Genomic DNA, 21,641 nt, shown 5'->3' with positions numbered 1-21,641 from the left:
CTTACCTTGCGCGAATGCGTCTGAGCGGTGCCATCGCCGTGACGGCCGATGGCACGTTCGTCAAGCCAGGGTTACTGCGCAACCCAGCGGGTGAAGCGAGCCATCAGGTCTTCTTCGTAGTTGACCCAGAACGGGGTATCCAGCAACAAGGCGTCCTTCATGTTGGCCGGGGCATTGGGCAGCGTCTGCACGGTTCTGGCATCCAGCGCGGCACTGGCCTTGCTGTTGACGATTCCATAGGGAATGGCATGGGCAAAGTCCTCCTGGGCCTGGCGGCTAAGGATGAAATCGAGAAGCCGGTAACTCTGCTCCAGGTTCGGCGTGTCCTTGATGATCGTCCAGTAGTCCATGCTGTAGAGCTGCTGCTGCCAGATCAGCGGAAACTGACTGCCCTGCTGATTGGCGATGGCGATCCGCCCGTTGTAGGCCGCCGTCATGGCCAGATCACCGGCAGCCATCCACTCCAGAGGCTGCGCGCCGGTTTCCCACCATTGAATGTAGGGTTTGATCTCGTCCAGCTTGGCGAACGCACGATCCTGGCCTTGCTGGGTGGCCAGCACCTTGTAGACGTCCTGCGGCGCCACGCCGTCCGCCATCAAGGCAATTTCCAGGGTCATGCGTGCCTGTTTGCGCAAGCCGCGCTTGCCTGGCCACTTCTGCACATTCCAGAAATCCGCCCAGCTTTTCGGGCCGTCAGCAGCGAACTTCTTCTGGTCATAGGTCATCACCTCGGACCAGACGAAAGCGCCGACACCGCAGGTCGAGAACGCTTCGGGGTCTACCTCGGGCGCATTCTTGAGTCGCTTGAGATCGAGTTCCTCGAGCAGCCCCTGCTCACAGGCCAGCTCCATCTCGTTCTGATCCATCTGCACCAGATCCCAGGTGGGGTTCCCGGACTCGACCATGGCCTTCTGTTTGGCCAAGCCACCGCCGTAGGTGTCCTGGACGATCGGCAGGCCGCTTTGCGCGGTGAAAGGTTTGAAGTAGGCCTTGTCGAAGGCCTCCTGCGTGACGCCCCCGAAACCGACGGCCGTGAGGTCGCGAGCTTGAGCGATGGTGCTGATTGCACTCACGAAAAGGACAGTGACGAACTGTTTCTTCAACGATGACATGATGCTGTTCTCCTGCGGAGCTAGAGCGGGTTGTGCCAACAAGGCGGAAATTGGGCAGGAGATGTGCTCAGGTCGAGCGATCAAAACTGGACATGCGATAACCCTCTTGTTGTTGTAGGTGGGTGGTGCTTCGGGTGGTGCGGTGTAACCGGGTGTGGATTTCTCAGCTTGCCGCGAAGATGTGGGCGTCCTGCGGCCTCCAGGTGAAGCCGATGCGCTGACCATCACGCAGTGCCCTGACCGCCGCGTCGTTCGGGGTCTTGACGATCACCGTTTCGCCATTGGCCAACCTGAGGTGCACGCGCAGGTGATCCCCCAGGTAGACACGATCGGCGAGCGTTGCCTGGTAACGCGATTCGTCGCCGTGACACAGGCGGATGTTCTCGGGACGGATCAGCAGATCGACCCGCTGGGTGAGCGCCTGAGGCGCTCCAGCCGCCATGCCGCGCACGACGAAACCGGCCTCCAGGGCGACGTCGAGCTGAGCGCCCTGGCGCTCCAGCGGTCGGCCTCGCAGCACGTTGTTTTCACCGATGAAGGTGGCGACATAAGGATTTTCCGGACGCTCATAGAGCGAAGTCGGGTCGCCGATCTGGGCGATGTCCCCCTGATGGAAGACGGCGACACGGTCCGACATGGTCAGTGCTTCGCCCTGGTCGTGGGTGACGTAAACCACGGTCACCCCCAGATGCCGGTGCAGCTGCTTGATCTCGTACTGCATGTGCTCACGCAGGTTCTTGTCCAACGCCCCCAGGGGCTCATCCATCAGGATGACCTGTGGCTCGAAAACCATGGCGCGGGCCAGTGCCACACGCTGCTGCTGGCCGCCGGAGAGCTCGGCAGGACGGCGAGCCTGCATCCCGTGCAACTGCACCATGTCGATGGCGCGCTTTACCTTCTGCTCGATCTCGCTGCGGCCAAGGCCCCGCATCTTCAGCGGATAGGCCAGGTTCTCAGCGACGCTCATGTGCGGGAACAACGCGTAGTTCTGGAACACCATGCCCATGCCGCGCTGGTGGGCCGGGACGTTCTGGATCGGTTTGCCGCCCATGCGGATCTCGCCACGGGTTGGCGTTTCGAAGCCGGCCAGCATCATCAACGTGGTGGTCTTTCCTGAGCCTGACGCACCGAGCAGCGTCAGGAACTCGCCCTGCGCGATGCTCAGATTGAGGTCCTGGATGACCAGGTTCTTGCCGTCGTAGCTCTTCTGCACGTGGCATAGCTCGATCAGCGGCGACTGATCAGGGAACTGCGAGACACTGTTCATGGGCGTTGTCCGTTGGCGTGGTAGACCTCATCGAGCGCGGCGCGCAGGCGCGCAACCATTTCGCGGATCTGCTCCGCATCGATGATGTAGGGCGGCGCCAGGGCGATGGCGTCCCCCATGTTGCGAACGATCAGGGCATGCCGGCGAGCGGCGAGCTCGACCTGCGCGCCGATGGCCAGACGGGCCGGGAATGACGCCCGCGAGGCTTTGTCCTCGACCAGCTCCAGCCCGGCGACCAGGCCGATACCGCGTATCTCGCCGATCAGCGGGTGGTCGAGCAGGGGCGAAAGGCACTGATGCAGCTCGCGTCCCATCGCGGCCGTATGCAGTGGCACGTTCATCTCGCGATAGATGTCCAGCGCTTCCAGCGCGACGGCTGCCGCGACCGGATGTCCCGAGTAGGTGAAGCCATGGCCGAAGCCATCCAGCTCACTGCTCTGCTCCTCCAGCACGGCATAGACCGCCGCGCTGACGAGCACACAGGAAATCGGCTGGTAGCCTGCGGACAGGCTCTTGGCACAGGCCATCAGGTCAGGCGTGAAGCCCATCGTCTGGTGCCCGAACCACTGCCCCGTCCGGCCGAAGCCGCAGATGATTTCATCGGCCAGCATGAGGATGTCATGGCGTGCCAGCAGCGCCTGGACTGCGGCGAAGTAGCCCGCCGGCGGAACGATGACGCCCCCCGCGCCCATGATGGGTTCACTGATGAAAGCGGCAATGTTCTGAGGCCCCTCGGCCTCGATGCGCTTCTCCAGCTGGTTGACCAGGCGCACACAGAACTCGGCCTCGGACTCACCCGCTTGTCCATTGCGGTAATGGTGCGGGCAATCGACATGGATCACCCCGTCAAGCGGCAGGCCAAAGGCCGCGTGCATGTTGGGCAAACCGGACAGGGACGCACCCATGACAGTGGAACCATGGAAGCCTCTCTGGTGGGCAATCACCTTGTGCTTCTGCGGATTGCCCCTGGCCCGGTGGTAGGCCCAGGCCATCTTGATCATCGAATCGTTGGCTTCGGAGCCGGAGCAGGCAAAGAACACCTTCGCCTCGGGCATCTTCGCCAGCTCGCAGATGCGCTCGGCCAGGCGCGCAGTCACCGCCGGCACCCGATGGTTGAAGGTGTGGTAGTAGGGCAGCGTCTCCAGCTGGCGCTGTGCGGCGCCGGCCAGACGCCGGTTGGAAAAACCCAGGCTCGCACACCACAGGCCCGACATCCCTTCGATGTATGCCTGGCCATGCTCATCGATCACATGCACCCCGTCTCCTCGCTCGATCACCAGCGGTCCCTGCCGCTGGTGCCGGCGCATGTTGGTTTGCGAGTGCAAGTGATAGCGCCTGTCGACCTGGGCAATGGTGCTTGTCGGGGGCGTGTGCAGTGACGGCATCGCAGTGATCTCCACGCTAACAGATAACTTATAAATTATGCATTGCATATCCGACGCAGGACTCGACCTGCTTGGCCTGGCTGTCCCGCTGTGGAAAAAAGTACAACCCACCGCTTGTTCATGCAATATATATCTTATAAGTTATTTGAAGAACGTCGTTAACCGACCGTCCCCACAACAACAACCAGGAACTGCAGCCATGCCGATTGCGCCTTCCGCTCACACAGCGCCTCCACCGGACCTGATCCCAGAACAGATCGCCTACCTCCAGGAGCGCGCGCAGTTCGTGCGTCTCGAAACAGTGCGACTGATCTCGATTGCCAAGGTCGGCCACTACACATCGGTCTTTTCCTGCGCGGAGATCTTTGCCGCGCTGTACTACGACGCCATGCGCCTGCGCCATGGCGAGCCCAAGTGGGACGGGCGAGACCGATTCCTGATGGGCAAGGGGCACGCCGCAGTCGGCCTGTACCCGATCCTGGTCGACTGGGGGTTCTTCGATAAATCCGTGCTGGATGGCTACACCCGCCTGGGCAATCCGCTGGGTGATCACCCGGACATGCGCAAGGTGGCGGGCGTGGATTTCAGCTCCGGTTCCATCGGCCACGCACTGTCTGGCGGTTTTGGCATGGCCATGGGTGCACGCCTGCAAGACCAGGCATTCGACGTCTACGTGCTGCTGGGCGATGGCGAGATGCACGAAGGCCAGGTGTGGGAAGCCGCAATGGCTGCAGCGCACTACAAGACCTCCAACCTGATCGCGATCATCGATCGCAATGGCTATCAGCTCGACGGCAAGGTCGACGACATCATTGCCATCGAGCCGCTAGGTGACAAATGGCGGGCCTTCGGCTGGGAGGTGCACGAAGTGGATGGTCACGACGTCGCCGCTGTCGCCCGCCTGCTGCGCCAGCTGAAAGCGGATGAGCAACGCGAGAAGCCGGTATGCGTGATTGCCAAGACCGTGAAGGGCAAGGGCGTCGAGTACATGGAAACCGAGCCGGGCTGGCATCTCGGCTGGCTCGCAGAAGAGGACGAGCGCCTGGCCATCGAAGAAATCAAAGCCCGAGGAGGTGTGCAATGAACGCTCCAGTAAGCCCGGACAGCTGGCAGTACCGTCAGATCAATGCCCGTGCCCCCGGTTTGAACTACCTCTCCAACGGCCTGATCGATCTCGTCGCCGCCGGCCACAAGATCGCGGTGGGCACCGCCGACCTGCAGTATTCCAACGGTTTGAATCGGTTCGCCGAAAAGCACCCGGAGCTGTTCATTCAGTTTGGTATCTCCGAGCAGAACATGGTCACCGCCGCAGCCGGGATCGCCACTACTGGCAGCATGCCCTTCGTGGCCACGTTCGCCTCGTTCCTGGCGCTGCTGTGCTGCGAGCAGATCCGCATGGACGTGGCCTACTCGGCGCTGCCGGTGCGACTGATCGGCCACCACGCCGGCATCAGCCTCGGGTTCTACGGCACCTCGCACCACGCCACAGAGGACCTGGCGATCACCCGTGGCATTGCCGACCTCACGGTGGTCGCGCCGGCTGATGGTCCGCAGTTGGCCGCCGCGATTCGTGCATCGATCCATCATCCACAGCCCATCTACTTCCGCATTGGCCGAGGGCAGGAGCCGAATGTCTATGCGGACGACGTCGTCTTCGAGTTCGGCAAGGCCATCGTCCATGCCCAGGGGCACGACCTGACGCTGATTGCCACGGGCAGCATGCTGCATCCCACACTGTCAGCGGCCGAGGCCTTGCGCGCCAGCGGGCTTGCGGTCGGGGTGATCGACATGCACACCATCAAGCCGCTCGATCGCGAGGCCGTGCTGCACGCCGCGCGTCAGTGCCCATTGTTGATCACGGTCGAGGAGCACAACGTGCTGGGCGGCCTTGGCGGGGCTGTCGCGGAAGTGCTCGCCGATGTCGGCCAGGGTACCCGCCTGGTACGCCATGGGATCCATGACGAATACAGCCTGATCGCACCGCCTACCCACCTGTACCGGCACTACCGGCTCGATGCGGCCGGAATTGAGGCCGTCGCGCGCGAGGCACTGGCCAAAGGGGGCAAGCATGAGCGTTGATCTCAATGTCGCACTGAGCGAACGCGCCCGGCAGGTCCTGCCGGGCGGGCACCTCAGCCCCAGTCGCAAGCTGGGACAACCCTATGCCTTCGTGCGTGCCGAGGGTGCGTACCTGTACGACGCCAACGGCCAGCGCTACACCGACTATCACTGCGGTTTCGGCGCTCATGTGCTGGGCCACGGTATCGCGTCCATTCGCGACCGGGTCTTCGAAGTCAGTCAGCGCATAGACCTGATTGGTGCCGGAATCATCGACCTGGAAGTGGAAGCCGCCGAGGCGCTGGTGCGCCTGATTCCCTGTGCGGAGCAGGTCGCCTTCTGCAACAGCGGGTCCGAGGCGACCTACCATGCCCTGCGCCTGGCGCGCGCGGTGACCGGGGCGCAGCGGATCATCAAGTTCCAGGGTGGTTATCACGGCTGGCATGACTATGTCGCCATGAATGGCCAGAGTGCCGCGGAAAAGCTGGACGGCTACGACCCCATGTCGGACGGCATACTGTTCGATGCTGCACGCCATACCGTCATTCTTCCGTACAACGATGCCGACGCCGTGGAGCACTACCTCAAGGCCAACCCCGGCCAGGTCGCGGCCATCATCGTCGAGCCGATCGCGCACAACATGGGCGCGGTCACCGCTACGCGGGAGTTCCTCCAGGCACTGCGGCTGCTCAGCAGCGAACATGGGGTGATCCTGATCTTTGATGAGGTGATCACCGGTTTTCGCCATGCCCTCGGGGGCTATCAGGCACTGATCGGTGTCACACCGGATCTGGCGACCTTCGGCAAGGCAGCCTCGTCCGGCTATCCGGTCGGCTTCGTGGCCGGACGCCGGGACCTCCTCGAACGCGTCGGCCGCAGTGGCGAACGTGGCGTGTTCATGGGCGGGACGTTCAACGGCACACCCTCCACACTGGCGGCCGTACTGGCGACAATCGACGCACTTTCGCAGCAGGGTGTCTACGAGCGCTTGTTCGCCCTGGGCGATTACCTGCGCAGTCAGCTGGACGGGATCATCGAACGACTGGGCATCGAGGCCCAGAGCGCCGGATTCGGCTCCGTGTGGCTGCTGTATTTCTTCAGCGGGCCGTACCGCCAGTATCGCGACCTGCTCGCCAACGATGACGAGCTGGATCTGGCGCTGCGCCGGCGCCTCATCGAACAGCGGCAGATCTTCCAGCCCCTGCAGCTGAAACGCCTGTACCTGTCGGCCAGCCACACCCGGGAAATCGTTGACGATACGCTGGGGCTGATCGAGGACAATCTGCGCAGCCTGCGTCGCTGACGTGGCATCGCTCAGGCAGGACGCCGACGGCGGATAAATCATCTGGCAATAGGTTATATTTTATAAATGGTGCGAAACGCACCATTTATGGATCAATGGAGTCAGACGTGCAGATTCAACCGCTGGAACAAGGAAATTTGTCGGCCCGGGCTTACTACTCGATTCGCGAAGGGCTGATTGCCGGCAACTTCAAGCCTGGTGAGCGTCTGGTCATGCAGGATCTTGCCGAGCGCCTGGGCACGAGCGTGACGCCCGTGCGCGAGGCATGCCTGCGTCTGGTCAGCGAGCGCGGCCTGGAACTGCGCTCAGGCCGCTTTGCTATCGTGCCCACGCTGACGCTGAGTCGCTATATCGAGGTTCGCACCATCCGCATTGCCCTGGAAGGCCTGGCCGCCGAGTTGGCGACCCGCCACGTCACAGCCGAGAGCCTGGCAACGCTGGAAACGCTGCACGCCAGATTCGAAGAGGCCGAGCAGCAGAACGACGCCGTCGCCGCCATGCAGTACAACCGAGAATTTCATTTCACGCTGTACCGGCTGTCCGGCATGGAGATGCTGACCGCGCAGATCGAGGGGCTGTGGGTTTCCATGGGTCCTATCTTGAATCTGTTCTACAGCAAGGGGCACAACACCTACCTCGGCGCCAGTGCTCATCTGACGCTCATGGATGCCCTGCGCGAGAAGAAGCCCGCCAAGGCGCGCAAGGCAATCGCGGACGACATCCTGGGGGCCAGCGACAGCATCATCGAATTCATCGACGGCCGCGAAAGGACCGAACAGCGTTAATCCGCCCGTCCATGTGACCCGGCACCTGTCCAGCCCACGCCCTGGGCCTGAGACATCTCATTCTCATCCTCACGGATCTACCTTATGGATATGGATTGGAGTCAGGCCCTGCAAGAGAGCCTGAGTTGGCTTGCAGTGGCGACTGTCGTCACCTTCATCGTGTTCGCCGGAGCCTCGGCCCTGGCCATTCGCTGGACCCGCTGGGGTCGTCAGTTCTGGCAGATAGCCGGCCCCTACCTGAGCCCGCGAAACAGCTGGAAACCCTTGCTGGTGTTCGCCGTGCTGTTGGTACTGGCGCTGTTCGCGGTGCGCATGAACGTGCTCTTCTCATTCTGGTACAACGGCTTCTACAGCGCGCTGCAGGCCCTGGATCAGAAGGCGTTCTGGTTTCTCCTCGGCGTCTTCGCGGTCCTGGCGACCATCCATGTGCTGCGTGCCCTGTTCAACTACTACGTGACCCAGGCCTTCAGCATCCGCTGGCGGATCTGGCTCACCGAGCGCCTCACCGCCGACTGGATGAACGGCGACGCCTACTATCGCGGGCAGTTCCTCGACACCCCGGTGGATAACCCCGATCAGCGCATCGAGCTGGATGTAAATGCCTTCGTCAACTACTCGGTGAGCCTCAGCCTCGGTGCCGTCAGCGCACTGGTATCGCTGGTCGCCTTCACCGGCATTCTCTGGGGCCTGTCGGCGCCACTCAGCGTCGCCGGCGTGGAAATCCCCCGGGCGATGGTGTTCGCCGTCTATATCTACGTGATCATCGCCACCTGGATCGCCTTCCGCCTCGGTCGGCCGCTGATCCGCCTGAACTTCCTCAACGAGAAGCTGACCGCGAACTTCCGCTACGCCCTGATGCGCCTGCGCGAGTACGCGGAGAACGTAGCCTTCTACCAGGGCTCGGCCATCGAGCGTGGCACCCTGCTCGGCCGCTTCTCGGCACTCATCGGCAATGTCTGGGCACTGGTCTACCGCAGTCTGAAGTTCGACGGCTTCAACCTCGCCGTGAGCCAGGTGGCAGTGGTCTTCCCCTTCATCCTGCAGGCACCGCGCTTCTTCAGCGGCGCGATCAAGCTGGGCGACGTGATGCAGACTTCCCAGGCCTTCGGCCAGGTGCAGGACTCGCTGTCATTCTTCCGCTCCTCCTATGACACCTTCGCCCAGTATCGCGCCACCCTCGACCGTCTCACCGGCTTCCTCGACGCCAACCAGCAATCGCGCGAGCTGCCAAGCGTGACGCGAATCGCCCAGAGCGAGGCGCTGGACATCGTCGGCATGCAGGTGCAGCGCCCCGACGGCCATCACCTGTTGCAGGACCTGAATCTCAACCTGCGACCCGGCCAGGCCCTGCTGATCAAGGGCCCATCCGGCAGCGGCAAGACCACCCTGCTGCGCGCCCTGGCCGGCCTGTGGCCCTACGCCGAAGGTGAGGTGCACTGCCCTGCGGGCAGCGACGCGCTGTTCCTTGCCCAGCGTCCCTACCTGCCGCTGGGTGACCTGCGCAGCGCCATTGCCTACCCCGCCAGCAGCCTGCCTGGAGACGACGAGCGCCTGCAGCAGGCCCTGCGCCAGGTCAATCTGGCCCACCTGACAGACCGACTGGACCTGAGCAACGATTGGTCGCGCATTCTCTCGATCGGTGAACAGCAACGCCTGGCCTTCGCCCGCGTACTGGTCAACCGGCCGCGCATCGTGTTCCTCGACGAATCCACCTCGGCCATGGACGAAGGCCTGGAGCATGCCCTCTATTCGCTGCTGCGCCGCGAGATGAGCGACAGCGTGCTGGTCAGCGTCGGCCACCGCGCCACCCTGTCCAGGTTCCATACGCACCGCCTGGAACTGGACGGACAAGGCGCCTGGTCGCTGACCGAGCAGGCTGCGCACGAGCCGCCTGCCTTGAGTTGAGTACGCGGATGCTGGCATGCCATTGGCCAAGCGGCCGATCATGCATGCAGCAGGAAGCCAGTGCCCGCATCGACAGTGCTGGCTACGCTGGGGCGCTGCCCCCTCGTAGCCTGACGAGCGCCTTGAAAGCGGGTGAGCCAGAGGCAGGCGGACCGCGCCCAGGCCTGTCGTCGAACCGTCGTGGCGAGGAGCCCATGGCCGGCCCACTCATCAACGACACGAGCGCCGACCGACCCGGGCTGACAGCTCAAGCAGCGCAAGCCTGCATACCCCGTGGGACAGCCGTCTACTCGGCTCTCTCCTGCTCTGGCACATAGATCATCCGGCCGTCTGCAAGGCGATAGGTCACACCGGCCTTGGTGCCCTGCCCTTCGCCGATACTGCCATTGGATTCGTAGCGCTTAAGTTCCTCGCCATCTTTGACCAGCATGCGCATGTCGGCTTCACCGGGGTTTTCGATGACCACGACCTTGTCCTGGCTGAAGGGATTGAGCGGGTTCTGCACGATGACCACCAGCAGGATGCCTATAACGACCAGAAACAGGTCGATCAGGTTGACCATCGAGATGATCGGGTCGTCCGCCTCGTCATGTTCGAGAAAGCGCATCAGGCCTGCTCCCACGCACGCTCGATGCTACGAAGTTCCTGCAGCAGCCAACGACGGCGAACGGTAAGGATGAAGAAGGTGATGCTGGCGCTGAGCAGGGCGACGATCACCGAGGAGAACGCCACCACCATGTTCTCGCCAATGCCCTGAGCGTCGTTGCGGGTCAGCGCCAGTAGTGCAGGCCCCATCGGAATCATGGTGGCCACCAGGCCAAGCATCGGTGCACTGCGCGAGGTAATCCGCAGCCACTCCAGCTGCTTCATGATCCAGAGTTCAAGATCATCGCTGCTGCCGCCATGTTGCTCGTACCACCTGGCCAGCCTCGACTGGTAGCGAGCACGGTGACGTTGCCAGGCTTCCAGCGCGAAAGCGCCCAGAGCAAAGCAGGCATAAGCCAGCGACGCCAGGATCAAGAGCATGACGGGAACGAGGAAAAGCCGGGTGATTTCGTAGATGCTGGTTTCTAGACCGTTCATAACGCAGGTTCCGTCATTCGAGAATTTGTAAGACCCTGCCGAATGGCACCGGCCATGAAGCAGGCAAACAGCAGGGCGAAGCCGAGCCACAACAGCCACCGAGGTTGCTCATCGCCCTGGGCGGGCATCACCTCCTCGAGCACCTGACCGCTGACAACCTGAGCGGCAGCCCCTGCATCCGACGACGGAGTGTTCTGACCAGGGCTATGCAGGCCGAAACCTGCGGCCAGCTGTTCGCTGAACTGCCGGGTAAGCGCTTCCCCAACCTCACCCGCCTCTGTACTTGCCAACTGCTGACGGCGCTCGACCAGCTCGCGGCGGGTCTGCTCGCTGGCATCCCAGTAGCCTTTGCGGATGGCCTCGAGCATGCGCTCGATGAGTTGAGCCTGAGCCGTTGGGTTGTGCTGCTCGAACCAGGCGTCGAGACCAAGCTCGCGCTTGTCCATGACGTAGGTGTCATGAATCGCCTGCCACTGATCATCACGCACCATGGTGCGATCGGTGGCCTGCCAGCCCCACAGGTTATTCACCAGGTTGAGCATCTCCAGCGTGCCGGCGTAGCCCTCCTTCTGCATCTCACCGATCCACTGCGGATTCAGGTAGCGACCACGCAGCTCGGTCGCGAGGAACCGGGCGGCGCCCGTGGTGCGCGGCTCGCTCTTACGCAGATCGGCTATGTACAGCACCGGACTGCGGCCATCGAGATGCCGCACCGCAGCCGAGAGACCACCGAGAAACTCGAAGGGGTGATCGGTGGACAGCAGCCCATTGAGTTCGGACGAACGTGACATCACGGCAGCCTCAACCCCCTTGAGCTGCTCGGCGAACAGATTGCCGCCCTCCAGCTTCACACCCCAGGCTTGCGCACCGTACCCATATTGCAGGCGCTGCAAAAACTGCTGGCCGAGCGCCGCATCGTCATCCCATTTCGTCGAGTCCAGGGCCAGCTTGGAAACGCCGGTACCATAGTCGCCCGGTTCGTTGCCGAACACGCGCAAACGTGACAGCTGCTGCGCCTGTTCGGCGGACACACCCTGCGCCTGCAAGCGCACGGCCAGCGCCCGGCTGTTCGCGGCGATGACATTCCCAGGCTCGTCCAGCTCAGCCAGACGATCGGCCGCATCGGCGAGCAGGCGCATGAAGCCGTCGAACTGATCCCGGTACAGGCTGGTGACCTGCAAGACGGCGTCGATACGTGGTCGTCCCAGTTCGCCGGCGGGAATGATATCCAGCGCCACGACCCGGCCACCGTCATCCCACACCGGGCGAAGGCCCATGGCATGCAGCACCTGGCTCTCGACGATGCCCAGGTGCCTCAACGCCTCCGACGACCACAGGCTGAACGCCAGCTTCTGCGGCGCCTGCCCCTCATGGTCCGCGCGGTACTGGCCGATCAGCTGCGCCAACGCCTCCTCACCCGCCGCATAGGCCGCCCGTGTCGGCACCTTGTCAGCCTCGAAGGCATAGAGGTTGCGGCCACTCGGCACATCGGGCTTGCGGACCGGGTCGCCGCCCGCCCCCGGCGCGACGAAAGCGCCGGACAGTCCTGCCAACAGTGCTTCCAGTTCCTGCGTATCGGCAAGCTGTCGATCCAGTTCGATGCCCCTGTCGATCAGCTCACGCAGTTCGACAGACTCGATCGTCTCCACGGCCACGCCATCCCTGAGATAACGCTGCAGGGTTCGGTAAGGCAGTGAGTTCTGCAGTTCACGGTAGTCGCTGGCGAATACCTCGCCGGGGTCGAGCCCCAGCGCCTGGTAGTACGCCTTACCCAGCTGCTGCATCACCGTGCTCAGCCGATGTTCGGCCGATGCCGGCTCACCGAAGGTATGTAACCCAAGCGGCGTGGCGCCGCGTGCAAGTTCGTGCAGGTGATCATGCAGGACGGCGAAGAATGCCGGGAAATCCGCACGCATCGACGCCTCATCCCAACCCAGGTCGGTCTGCATGTCCATGGCCACGACCGCCGTCCATATCTGCTCGGCGGTTTGCTCGCGTACGGCGCCTTCGTCCAGCTGTTGGTACTCGTGGATCGTCTGGTGCAGATCGCGCAGCTCGTCATAGAGGCCGGCCGGAGCGAAGGCCGGCGTCTGATGGCTGATGGTGACGGCACGCCCCCTGCGCCTGGCCTGAATGGCCTCGCCGATGTTGTCCTGGATATAGGGATAGAAGACCGGCAGGTCGCCGACGGCGAGAAAAGGATAATCATCGGCGGACAAGCCGCGATCCTTTCCTGGCAGCCACTCCTGTGTGCCGTGGGTGCCGAAGTGGATCAGCGCATCGGCGCCGAAGCGCTCGCGCACCAGCTGGTAAGCCGCCATGTAGAGATGGTCCGGCGGCACCTTGCTGTCGTGGTAGGCCTCGCCTGGCCGCCCCGCTCTCGGTGGCTGGGGTAAAAGCAGCAACGTGCCCAGGTGCAAGGCCGGGATCACGAACTGCATGACGCCATCGACCTCGCGCAGTGCCCAGTGTTGCGCCGGCTCGCCCCAACGGGCGGTCAGCGCATCGCGCGTCGCCAGCGGCAGGCGCGCGAACCAGGCCTGGTAATCCTTCAGTGGCAGCGTGTCGGCCAGCCCCTCGCGCAGCAGTTCATCCAGGGTTGCCGGGCGGTAGTAACCCGCCAGCAGGCGTTGAGCGGCATCGATCAGATCGGCCTCCGACGTCGCGGGCACCTCGTATCCCGCGCGGCTCAGGGCCGCACTCAACGCGGCCAGGCTGGCGGGCACGTTGAGGTGAGACGCAGCGACATTCCGTTCGCCGTCCGGGTGATTCCAGAACATCAGCGCGAGTCGTTTGTCCTGCGCTGGCAACTGACGCAGGCGAATCAGCCGATCCAGCTTGTCGAGCAGCGCTTCGGCCTGACCGGGCATGAGCCTCGGTTCCCCCTCCTCCAGTGCGCTGATCACCAGCGGATCGCTCATGCCCCAGCTTTCCGGAACGCTGAGAAAGGCCGACGCCGCGCGTGCCTCCATGCCACTGCTCTGAGCCTGCCACTGCTGCTCGCTACCGCCGCGATGAGCGAATGTCTGCAGCACCGGCACACCGAGTTGCAGGAACTCCTGCTTTCGCGCCGGACCGTTCTGCATGTGCTGGAGATTCACCAATGCCTGCAGGTCGGCAGTGGCGAATAGCTCACCAAGCGCATGCGGGTTGGCATCATCGAACCAGAACAGCAGCGGCAACTGCCCATGTCGTTCGCTGCGTTCGATGAGCTCGTCGATGGCCTGCAACTGGGCATCGGCAATGGCACCGCGGTGAATGGCGAACGCCACCCGTGGCGCGGTTGGCTGCCAGCGTTCACGCCCCCACTCGAGATAGTCATCGAGCGTGGCGAATGGCGACGGCGCATCAGGATGATAGAAGCCGGTTTTCGGCAGTTCGACAGGAGCCGGTAAATCATCGAAAGGCAGACCCGCCTTCCTGCGCTGAGTCAGCGTGAACAGTTGTTTGAGGTTGGTCTCACCCCCATTGCCGTAGTAGGCGATCAGGCGTATCGCCAGCGGCGGCGGCAGGTTGCCATAGGCCGGCGGACCGCCACCGACGCGAATCCAGGGCACGGGCAAACGTTCCAGTACGTCGCCCAAACGCTGCTGCACTGCCTGCAGGTCGGACGGACGCGGCGTGTCCATGATCAGCAGATCGACCGCCGCCAGCCACTCACCATCAGGTGCCTGTTCGGCACCACTGCGCAGGCTGGAAAATTCGACGCCCTGCTGCTTCGCCCAGGCAGCGAGACGCGCATGCTTGCCGGCCAGCACGAAGTCGCTGCTGAGCATGCGTACCTGTGCAGGCTCGGCAGCGGCCTGCAGGCTCCAGCTCAGGCAGCAGAGCAGAAGGATCAGGCCGCGCATCAGAACGTGGCAACCAGGCCGACGTGATAGGTGCGCCCGGGCTCGGCATAGACGAAGCGCTCACTCTGATCCGCCAGGCGTTCGTCACCGATGTTCTCGATACCGCCGCGCAGCGTCAGGTTACTGCTCAGCTTCTGGCTCATTTCCAGATGCCACAGGCTGTACGCCGGCAGCGAGTAGGCCACGTTGCTGCTGTAGGTCAGCTGGCTTCCAATGTACTCGGTGCGCAACTGAGCCTCGAAGGTGGACGTCGGCTGCCATTGCAGCACGCTGTTGGCAAGATGTCGGGAGCGGTCTCCCAGGCGCTGCCCGAGCGTGCGGTTGCGCGCATCCAGATAGGTGTAATTGAGCTTCCAGCTCAGCGTGCTGCTCAGATCCACCCCTGCGCCCAACTCGACACCGCGGATACGGGCCTTGTCCACGTTCTCGTAGTTACGCAGCTCACGCCCACGCACACCGCAGCTGGCTACGCAGACCGTCTGGATCAGATCCTCCACGTCATTCTCGAAGAGCATGCCGCTCAGCGACCAGCCCCGTGCCTGGTAATCCGCGCCCAGCTCATAGGACGTATTGGTTTCCGGCTGCAGATCGGGGTTGCCGACGATGGTGAATCGACCGCCGCCGCCGACGGCAGAGTAGCCCGGCGACAACTGTTTCAGGCTTGGCGCCTTGAAGCCTTTGCCGACGCCAGCGCGCAGGGTCAGCTGATCGTCGAGATGGTGCAGCAGGTAGACACGCGGGCTGTTCTCCCAGCCGAACTGCTCGTGCTTGTCGAAGCGGCTACCCAGTGTCAGCGACCAAGCGGGACTGAAAGCGATCTCGTCTTGCAGGAAGACCGCGCGATGCAGTGCCTCATCCTCGCCCCGAGCGTTGACCGAACGATCCTCCAGTTCCTCCTTGCGCCACTCGCCACCAAGGGTCACCCGATGCATATCGAGCAACGGCACACTCAGATTGCCGTCCACCACGCTGTCGATCAGGCGCTGCGGGCTGCTGGGGACTACCCCGCCACTGCGGGAGTTCTTGCGCTCCAGCTGATTGCGATAGGCACGCAACTGACTGCTGCCCCACAGCCAATCGCCAGAATGCGCCAACGACCAGCGTTCCCGTTCGATGATGTCAGTGGACTCGTAGTCCCTCGATGCGCCGCCACCCGTTTCGCTATTGCGCCAACGCCGCTCGCGTCCGCTTTCGTATCCGAAGTCGATGCGCTGCGCGTCGTCCGGCGTCCAGCTCAGCGTTGCACCGCCGCTGTTGCCGTTACGACCTTCCAGTTCGGAAAGATTGCGACTGTCGAAGTCCGGCGTTTCCTGTTGACGCTGGCTCTCGGCATTGAGTGCCAGCCCCAGCACACCCGGCAACAGGGGCCCGCTGACATACCCTCCCGCCTGGTGCATTTGCCCACCCAAGCCATCCTCACGAACGCCACCCTCGACGAAACCACTACCCAGCCAGGTGTCGGTCGCCTTGCGCGTGATCACGTTGACCACGCCACCCAGCGCTTCGGAACCGTAGAGTGAAGACATCGGGCCACGTACCACCTCGATGCGTTCGATGGCCTCGACCGGCACCCAGCCCAGGTCGAAATCGGAGTGGGCAATGGCTCCGGCTGATGGACTGATGCGCTTGCCGTCGATGAGCACCAGGCTGTGCTCGCTGGACATGCCGCGAATGCTGATCCCCCGGCGACTCATACCGATGCCGTTGAACTGCAAGCCTTCGCTTCCACGCAGTGCGTCCTCGAGATCTCGCACGGGGCGCCTGCTCAGATCCTCAGCAGTGATGACAGCGACACTGGCCGGCACATCCTTCAGCGCACGCTTGGTACTGGTGGCGCTGACCACCGTTGGTTCCAGCATCAGCACCTCGGCCTGACCGCCAAGCGGTAAAAAGCTGAATGCAAGCAACGACAAAGAACGGCGCGGCGCAAAGCGACGCATCTTCAAGACTGGCATAGCGAACCTTCCAACGGGCAGATCTGCGATCTGAGTGGCGATTGTTGTGAGACAGGGTGAGGCAAAAGGCTGTAAATGCAGCCCAATAGAAATGAAATGTTATTTCATAACATTATCACGGTCAAAATATACTCACCCAAACCAACCGAGCCCGCCGTGCCCGACGCTCAGCCCTCAACATCTGCCTGAGGAAAAGGGCCTATTGGGGCTGACTTACCACGACCAAACCGGCCTTCAAGGAAATCATGCGAGGTACCGCGGATTGACTTCCTCCTTTCGAGTCTGAGCCTGAAAGAAGGCCGACACTGGGTCGTAATCCTGTTCACATAGCAAGTGGCCGGACGCGACTAGTCCCCTCACCCCTGTGGGGAGAGCGTTAGGGCGGGCCGCGTCCGGAGAGGGGGACATTGGCAGTTTTGCGGCATTTTCAGCCCTCTCCCCCAGCCCCTCTCCCATAAATGGGAGAGGGGAGCCAAACCTGTGCAACCTTGAATACACAGCATTACGACACTGGTCCGGCCCCTTCAGGTATGCCCCGCTCAGGCCTTGCCCAGGTCCACGGTGACGATCTCGCGGCGTTCGGCCATGCTGGCCGGAACCTTGTCCTCGTCCGTGAAGAACTGCTGGTACCACTCGCGCAGCTGGTAGACCGGGCCGTCGGTCTCGGCCAGTACCGGTTTGTCGATGCGAACCTTGTTCTTCCAGATCGCCACATCCTGATAGAAGGAGTCGCGGTTGCCGTTGACATAGCCCAGCGCCACCTGGCGATTCTGTTCCTCGGTGTAACCCGGTACACGCTTGACCATGCAGCCGAAGCGCAGCAGGAAGCTGTTGGGTGTGATCGGCACATGGCTGTTGAGCAGCACGGCATGGATCTGCTGGCCGCCGAAGTCAGAACTGATGCGCGTGAAATGCGTCGCCGGACCGTAGTAGGCGGAATCGGCTTCCAGTCCGCCGCCCAGGAACTGCGAGTCACCGCGAAAGCGCTGGTGGCCGATGTGGCCTTCGAAAACATTGGAGAAGTGGACGGCAGGCGTACTGTGGACCGGCCCGAAGTGCTGGGCATCGACCAGGTTGTCGACCAGCTCGCGTGGGTTGGTCTCGATCAGCATGGTGTCGATGTTCCATTCATGGATCCATTCGTCACTGTCCATTTCCGCCAGGTGCGGAATGACGACGCCATCGCGCGGTGGATTCCCCTCTGGGTTGTTCCACACGAACAGCAGATTGTTTTCCTCGCAGGTCAGCCAGCTCCTGGTCCTGGCCTTTGGCGGAATGCGCTTGCAGTAGGGAATCTCCACGCACTTGCCGCCAGCATCGTATTGCCAGTGGTGGAACGGACAGACCACGCGATCATTCTCGACGGTGCCCTGGGACAGGTCGGCGCCCATGTGCGGGCAGAAAGCGTCAAGGATGTTGATCCTGCCGTCACGGCTGGCGAAGGCCACCAGGCGCGTGCCGAAAACATCCAACGTGTGCGGCTTGCCATTCCGGTATTGCTCGGCATCACCCAGGCAGTGCCAGCCACGGGCATAACGGTATGACTCCAGAGCGTTCTCTACCTTGATCTCGGCGAGTTTCGTCATGGCTATTGTTCCTCTCAAGGCACTCACGGAATGAGTTCACTTCGCCCTGAGTTCCCCTGCAGAGCACAAGTGATGGCTACCTGAGCATCTTCAGGCAAGGCGTCGCGCCTCTCATCCTCCGCACGGACTAGTACGGCCAGGAGCATCCGCATTACCGCGTTGGCCTGCAGCGAATGGATTCCGGGCCGAAACGCCGCGCCGCGGCCTGCGCGGACCACGGAACGAGGAAGGCTACGGATCGCGGAGAATCTCCGCCAATAGCAGATCAGACGCTGGAAAGTCGTCGTTCGGGGTGGCTACTGACCGGTCCGCCGGCGCGCGCGACCGCTTGTGGCTGAGTCAGCGCAACCACGCTGTTGAGCATGATTCGCACCAGCTCGGTTTGCCGGCGCACACCGGTTTTCGAGAAGATCGAGCGCAGATGGGCTCGGGCCGTGTTGCGCCGTATGTTGAGCGCTTCGGCCGCCTCCTCCAGCGACAGACCGTTGACCAGCTCCAGCGCCAGCGCCGTCTCTGCTGGCGTCAGGTTGAACAACTGCTTGGTCACGATACTGCTGGCCTGGGACTTGCCGACGGCGTCGCGGATGTACACCACCGCCGTGGGCCGCCCCTTGCCCTCGACCAGTTCCTGAGAGGGTATGGTCTCGACCACCAGGCCGAAACTCACCTGCCCGGATGGTCGTGAAATGGACATCGCCTCAGCCCTGCCCTCGCCATCCACCCCCTGGCGCAATGCAGCGCTGCGCAGCACCCGCTGCAGCTCTCGGTTGTCACTTGGATAGGTCGCTTCCAGACGCCCGCCCACCAGCTTCAGACCGTCATTGCTGCTGAGGATTTCCTGAGCGACCGGATTGAGCTCCAGGACCATGTTGTTCTCATCCAGCACCATGGTAGCGACCGACAGGCGCCCGATCGCCTGAGAGTACATGCTGCCCAGCGAGGCGCTGCGATCAAGCTGCGAATAGACATGAACCGCACGGCGAATATGCGGCAGAAACAGTTCGCAGAGCTTGCGTTCGTCCTCGGAGAACCGCGGGCTGGATTGCGGACGGCAGATACGGAAGCGCAACAGCCCACCACCGGGGGTGGTGATGTTCGCCATGAGCGAGTGGAACACGTTGTGGGGCTGGCAATAGAGCAGGTAGAAGGCCGAACGCACCCACTCACTGTCGCTCATCAGGTCGGCAATGGTGAACACCTGATTGGGCGTCAGATTGCTGAAAGGGGCTGACTCGTCGTGATAGCTGATGAACAGCAGTTCACCGTCGGGACCGCCTACGCCCTCGACCTCGCCCGCGACGATCATCGGCGCCAGCTCAGGCTCGTCAGGCGCACGCATGATCAAAGCCACATAATTGGCCTGGAACAGTTGCCTGACCAGATTCAAGGCTTGGCCCAGACTACGAGGATCGAAAGCAGCCTCGTACATGCTGCTGATGATCCGGTCGTACTGGACGACACTGAGTCCAACTCTTTCCAGCGTCTGGTCTTGCGTCTCGGAGCTCATAGTCACACCTCACAGAGCAGGTCCTGCCTGTCTTTTTATTTTTCTCAAACGTTCCGGCCAACAGGCTCCAGCACCTCTCGAAACGATTGCGCACACAAGCTCACTCGTCCTCCCTAGTCTCTACCTGCAAAGCCGATGATCGACAGACAAAAACGACAGATGGCCTCGTGGCAATCCAGGCAATGACTGCTGACCGCCAGCACTGCATTCAGCATAGGCCCGCGGTGCAGATGCCATCGCTGACGCCACCCGTTCTCGCTCGTCAGTTAGCGCAGGGACGTCCAGAAGGTGCCGACCTGTTCAGGCACGGGTGGGGATGGGAAGCGCTGCAAGGGGACGCTGGCGGGAGGGCCTGACAGCGCCGCCGACGTAACGCTATCGGGAAGCGACTGGTCGCGCGCCGTGACCAGGCAGATGGCGGCAACCGGCACGAACAGGGCCACGGCTCTGGCCCAGCGGACGCGAAGAGATAACGGGCTACGGGGGGCAGTGAACATAGCAATACCTCTATCTTTCTTGTTCTGCCCGCCCGGCGGCTGTGACACCGGCAAACGGGGATGACTCGATATTCGGACCAGGTAACGCCACCGGCATCGTCCAAATGGATTAGACGACGCTGGGCTGATCTCGGGCGTACGCAGTCATGGCAACTCGAACAGACCGGCAGCCCCCATGCCGCCGCCAATGCACATCGACACCACGACATAACGGGCACCCCGCCGGCGTCCCTCCAGCAGCGCATGACCAACCATCCGCGAACCGGACATGCCGAACGGATGGCCGATGGCGATGGCCCCGCCGTTGACGTTCAGGCGGTCATTGGCAATCCCCAGTGCATCACGGCAGTACAGCACCTGACAGGCGAACGCTTCATTGATCTCCCACAGGTCGATGTCCGCGACGCTCAAGCCGAAGCGCCTGAGCAACCTGGGTACGGCATGCACCGGGCCGATGCCCATCTCCTCCGGCGCACAGCCGGCGACGGCTATGCCACGGTAGATCCCTAGCGGCGTCAGGCCACGGCAGCGGGCTTCATCGGCACTCATCAGCAGGCAGGCACTGGCACCATCGGAGAACTGCGAGGCGTTGCCAGCGGTGACGAACTCGCCCTGCCCCACCCACTTGCCGTCCTTCCACACCGGCTTGAGCGCGGCCAGATCCTCGAGCGTGGTACTCGGGCGGTTGCACTCGTCGCGCTCGACCAGCATCGTTTCATGGCCACTCGGGTTGCCCTGCTTGTCGAAGCACAGCTTGTCGGCGTGCAGCGGCACGATTTCCTCGGCGAAACGTCCGCCCTGCTGGGCCGCCGCCGTGCGCTGCTGACTCTGCAGGGCATACTCGTCCTGCGCAGCGCGGCTGATGGCGTAGCGGCGCGAGACGATCTCGGCCGTTTCGATCATCGGGATATAGGCACTCGGCATCACCTCGAGCACCGCCTGGGACTGCGCACGATAGGTGTTCTTGTGTGGCGTCTGGGTCAGCGACAGCGACTCCACTCCCCCGGCGATGGCGATATCCAGCTCGCCGCTGAGAATGCTCCCGGCCGCCACGCCGATCGCCATCAACCCGGACGCGCACATGCGGTCCAGTGCCATGCCCGGCACACTGTGCGGCAGGCCGGCGGTGTAGGCACACAGGCGGCCGATGTTGTACGCCTGGGTGCCCTGCTGCACCGCCGCGCCCATGATCACATCGCCGACCGCAGCGCCCTCGACGCCGGCGCGTTCGAGCACGGCCCGTACCACATGGCCACCGAGCACCGGCGCCTCGGTGTCGTTGAACGAACCACGAAAGGATTTGGCCAGCGCGGTACGCGCAGTGGCGACGATAACGGCTTCAGTCAT

General features: G+C 62.9%; 15 protein-coding genes. 5 read left to right on the top strand and 10 right to left on the bottom strand.

Annotated features, from left to right (window positions below):
- Positions 1-71: 71 nt before the first annotated feature.
- From JLK41_RS05925 to JLK41_RS05915, 3 genes are all read right to left on the bottom strand, one after another.
- Complete coding sequence (locus tag JLK41_RS05925; RefSeq protein ID WP_244976478.1) at positions 72-1,196, bottom strand: ABC transporter substrate-binding protein; 1,125 nt, start codon at positions 1,194-1,196, stop codon at positions 72-74.
- Positions 1,197-1,275: 79 nt separating this feature from the next.
- Positions 1,276-2,379 (bottom strand): ABC transporter ATP-binding protein, encoded by a 1,104-nt coding sequence (locus JLK41_RS05920; protein WP_134677704.1) that lies wholly within the window; start codon positions 2,377-2,379, stop codon positions 1,276-1,278.
- Entirely contained in the window at positions 2,376-3,764 is a 1,389-nt protein-coding gene (locus tag JLK41_RS05915; protein ID WP_210390566.1) for an aminotransferase, read from the bottom strand. Before JLK41_RS05915 ends, JLK41_RS05920 begins: the two co-directional genes overlap by 4 nt.
- Before the next feature lie 199 nt (positions 3,765-3,963).
- On the opposite strand from JLK41_RS05915, the gene JLK41_RS05910 reads away from it, so the two are divergent.
- The 5 genes from JLK41_RS05910 (at position 3,964) to JLK41_RS05890 (ending at position 9,815) form a co-directional block, all read left to right on the top strand.
- Positions 3,964-4,848, top strand: coding sequence for a transketolase (locus JLK41_RS05910; protein ID WP_210390565.1), 885 nt, complete (start codon positions 3,964-3,966; stop codon positions 4,846-4,848).
- Positions 4,845-5,843, top strand: coding sequence for a transketolase family protein (locus JLK41_RS05905; protein WP_210390564.1), 999 nt, complete (start codon positions 4,845-4,847; stop codon positions 5,841-5,843). Before JLK41_RS05910 ends, JLK41_RS05905 begins: the two co-directional genes overlap by 4 nt.
- On the top strand, positions 5,833-7,125 hold the full coding sequence (locus JLK41_RS05900) for an aspartate aminotransferase family protein (protein ID WP_150608418.1): 1,293 nt from the start codon (positions 5,833-5,835) through the stop codon (positions 7,123-7,125). The genes JLK41_RS05905 and JLK41_RS05900 overlap by 11 nt, the downstream gene beginning before the upstream one ends.
- Positions 7,126-7,232: 107 nt before the next feature.
- Positions 7,233-7,910 (top strand): GntR family transcriptional regulator, encoded by a 678-nt coding sequence (locus tag JLK41_RS05895; protein ID WP_134677709.1) that lies wholly within the window; start codon positions 7,233-7,235, stop codon positions 7,908-7,910.
- An 84-nt stretch (positions 7,911-7,994) separates the two neighbouring features.
- Positions 7,995-9,815 carry an ABC transporter ATP-binding protein/permease gene (locus tag JLK41_RS05890; RefSeq protein WP_210390563.1) on the top strand — a complete coding sequence of 607 codons (1,821 nt, stop codon included), beginning with the start codon at positions 7,995-7,997 and terminating at the stop codon, positions 9,813-9,815.
- Positions 9,816-10,101: 286 nt separating this feature from the next.
- Here JLK41_RS05890 and JLK41_RS05885 read toward each other — a convergent pair whose 3' ends face one another.
- The 7 genes from JLK41_RS05885 to JLK41_RS05855 form a co-directional block, all read right to left on the bottom strand.
- Complete coding sequence (locus JLK41_RS05885) at positions 10,102-10,422, bottom strand: DUF2149 domain-containing protein (protein ID WP_134677711.1); 321 nt, start codon at positions 10,420-10,422, stop codon at positions 10,102-10,104.
- Complete coding sequence (locus JLK41_RS05880; RefSeq protein WP_134677712.1) at positions 10,422-10,898, bottom strand: MotA/TolQ/ExbB proton channel family protein; 477 nt, start codon at positions 10,896-10,898, stop codon at positions 10,422-10,424. The genes JLK41_RS05885 and JLK41_RS05880 overlap by 1 nt, the downstream gene beginning before the upstream one ends.
- Positions 10,895-14,749: a cobaltochelatase subunit CobN gene (cobN, locus tag JLK41_RS05875; RefSeq protein WP_210390562.1), complete on the bottom strand. Its 3,855-nt coding sequence runs from the start codon at positions 14,747-14,749 to the stop codon at positions 10,895-10,897. The genes JLK41_RS05880 and cobN overlap by 4 nt, the downstream gene beginning before the upstream one ends.
- Entirely contained in the window at positions 14,749-16,704 is a 1,956-nt protein-coding gene (locus JLK41_RS05870; RefSeq protein ID WP_210390561.1) for a TonB-dependent receptor domain-containing protein, read from the bottom strand. The genes cobN and JLK41_RS05870 overlap by 1 nt, the downstream gene beginning before the upstream one ends.
- 539 nt (positions 16,705-17,243) lie before the next feature.
- Positions 17,244-18,290, bottom strand: a complete 1,047-nt coding sequence (locus JLK41_RS05865) for a 3-ketosteroid-9-alpha-monooxygenase, oxygenase component (RefSeq protein ID WP_210390560.1) — start codon at positions 18,288-18,290, stop codon at positions 17,244-17,246.
- A gap of 265 nt (positions 18,291-18,555) precedes the next feature.
- Positions 18,556-19,797, bottom strand: a complete 1,242-nt coding sequence (locus JLK41_RS05860; protein WP_210390559.1) for a helix-turn-helix transcriptional regulator — start codon at positions 19,795-19,797, stop codon at positions 18,556-18,558.
- A 641-nt stretch (positions 19,798-20,438) separates the two neighbouring features.
- Positions 20,439-21,641, bottom strand: a complete 1,203-nt coding sequence (locus JLK41_RS05855; RefSeq protein ID WP_210390558.1) for an acetyl-CoA C-acyltransferase — start codon at positions 21,639-21,641, stop codon at positions 20,439-20,441.

It is taken from the genome of Ectopseudomonas khazarica, assembly GCF_017915135.1.
Taxonomy (GTDB): domain Bacteria; phylum Pseudomonadota; class Gammaproteobacteria; order Pseudomonadales; family Pseudomonadaceae; genus Aquipseudomonas; species Aquipseudomonas khazarica.
Note: the sequence above shows the minus strand (reverse complement) of the source record. Positions and strands in the feature narration are given on the sequence as shown.

Bases quoted from the DNA above. Each gene is read 5' to 3' on its own strand.
- JLK41_RS05920 (WP_134677704.1), bottom strand. From the start codon at position 2,379: ATGAACAGTGTCTCGCAGTTCCCTGATCAGTCGCCGCTGATCGAGCTA.
- JLK41_RS05915 (WP_210390566.1), bottom strand. From the start codon at position 3,764: ATGCCGTCACTGCACACGCCCCCGACAAGCACCATTGCCCAGGTCGAC.
- JLK41_RS05910 (WP_210390565.1), top strand. From the start codon at position 3,964: ATGCCGATTGCGCCTTCCGCTCACACAGCGCCTCCACCGGACCTGATC.
- JLK41_RS05905 (WP_210390564.1), top strand. From the start codon at position 4,845: ATGAACGCTCCAGTAAGCCCGGACAGCTGGCAGTACCGTCAGATCAAT.
- JLK41_RS05900 (WP_150608418.1), top strand. From the start codon at position 5,833: ATGAGCGTTGATCTCAATGTCGCACTGAGCGAACGCGCCCGGCAGGTC.
- JLK41_RS05890 (WP_210390563.1), top strand. From the start codon at position 7,995: ATGGATATGGATTGGAGTCAGGCCCTGCAAGAGAGCCTGAGTTGGCTT.
- JLK41_RS05885 (WP_134677711.1), bottom strand. From the start codon at position 10,422: ATGCGCTTTCTCGAACATGACGAGGCGGACGACCCGATCATCTCGATG.
- JLK41_RS05880 (WP_134677712.1), bottom strand. From the start codon at position 10,898: ATGAACGGTCTAGAAACCAGCATCTACGAAATCACCCGGCTTTTCCTC.
- cobN (WP_210390562.1), bottom strand. From the start codon at position 14,749: ATGCGCGGCCTGATCCTTCTGCTCTGCTGCCTGAGCTGGAGCCTGCAG.
- JLK41_RS05870 (WP_210390561.1), bottom strand. From the start codon at position 16,704: ATGCCAGTCTTGAAGATGCGTCGCTTTGCGCCGCGCCGTTCTTTGTCG.
- JLK41_RS05865 (WP_210390560.1), bottom strand. From the start codon at position 18,290: ATGACGAAACTCGCCGAGATCAAGGTAGAGAACGCTCTGGAGTCATAC.
- JLK41_RS05860 (WP_210390559.1), bottom strand. From the start codon at position 19,797: ATGAGCTCCGAGACGCAAGACCAGACGCTGGAAAGAGTTGGACTCAGT.
- JLK41_RS05855 (WP_210390558.1), bottom strand. From the start codon at position 21,641: ATGACTGAAGCCGTTATCGTCGCCACTGCGCGTACCGCGCTGGCCAAA.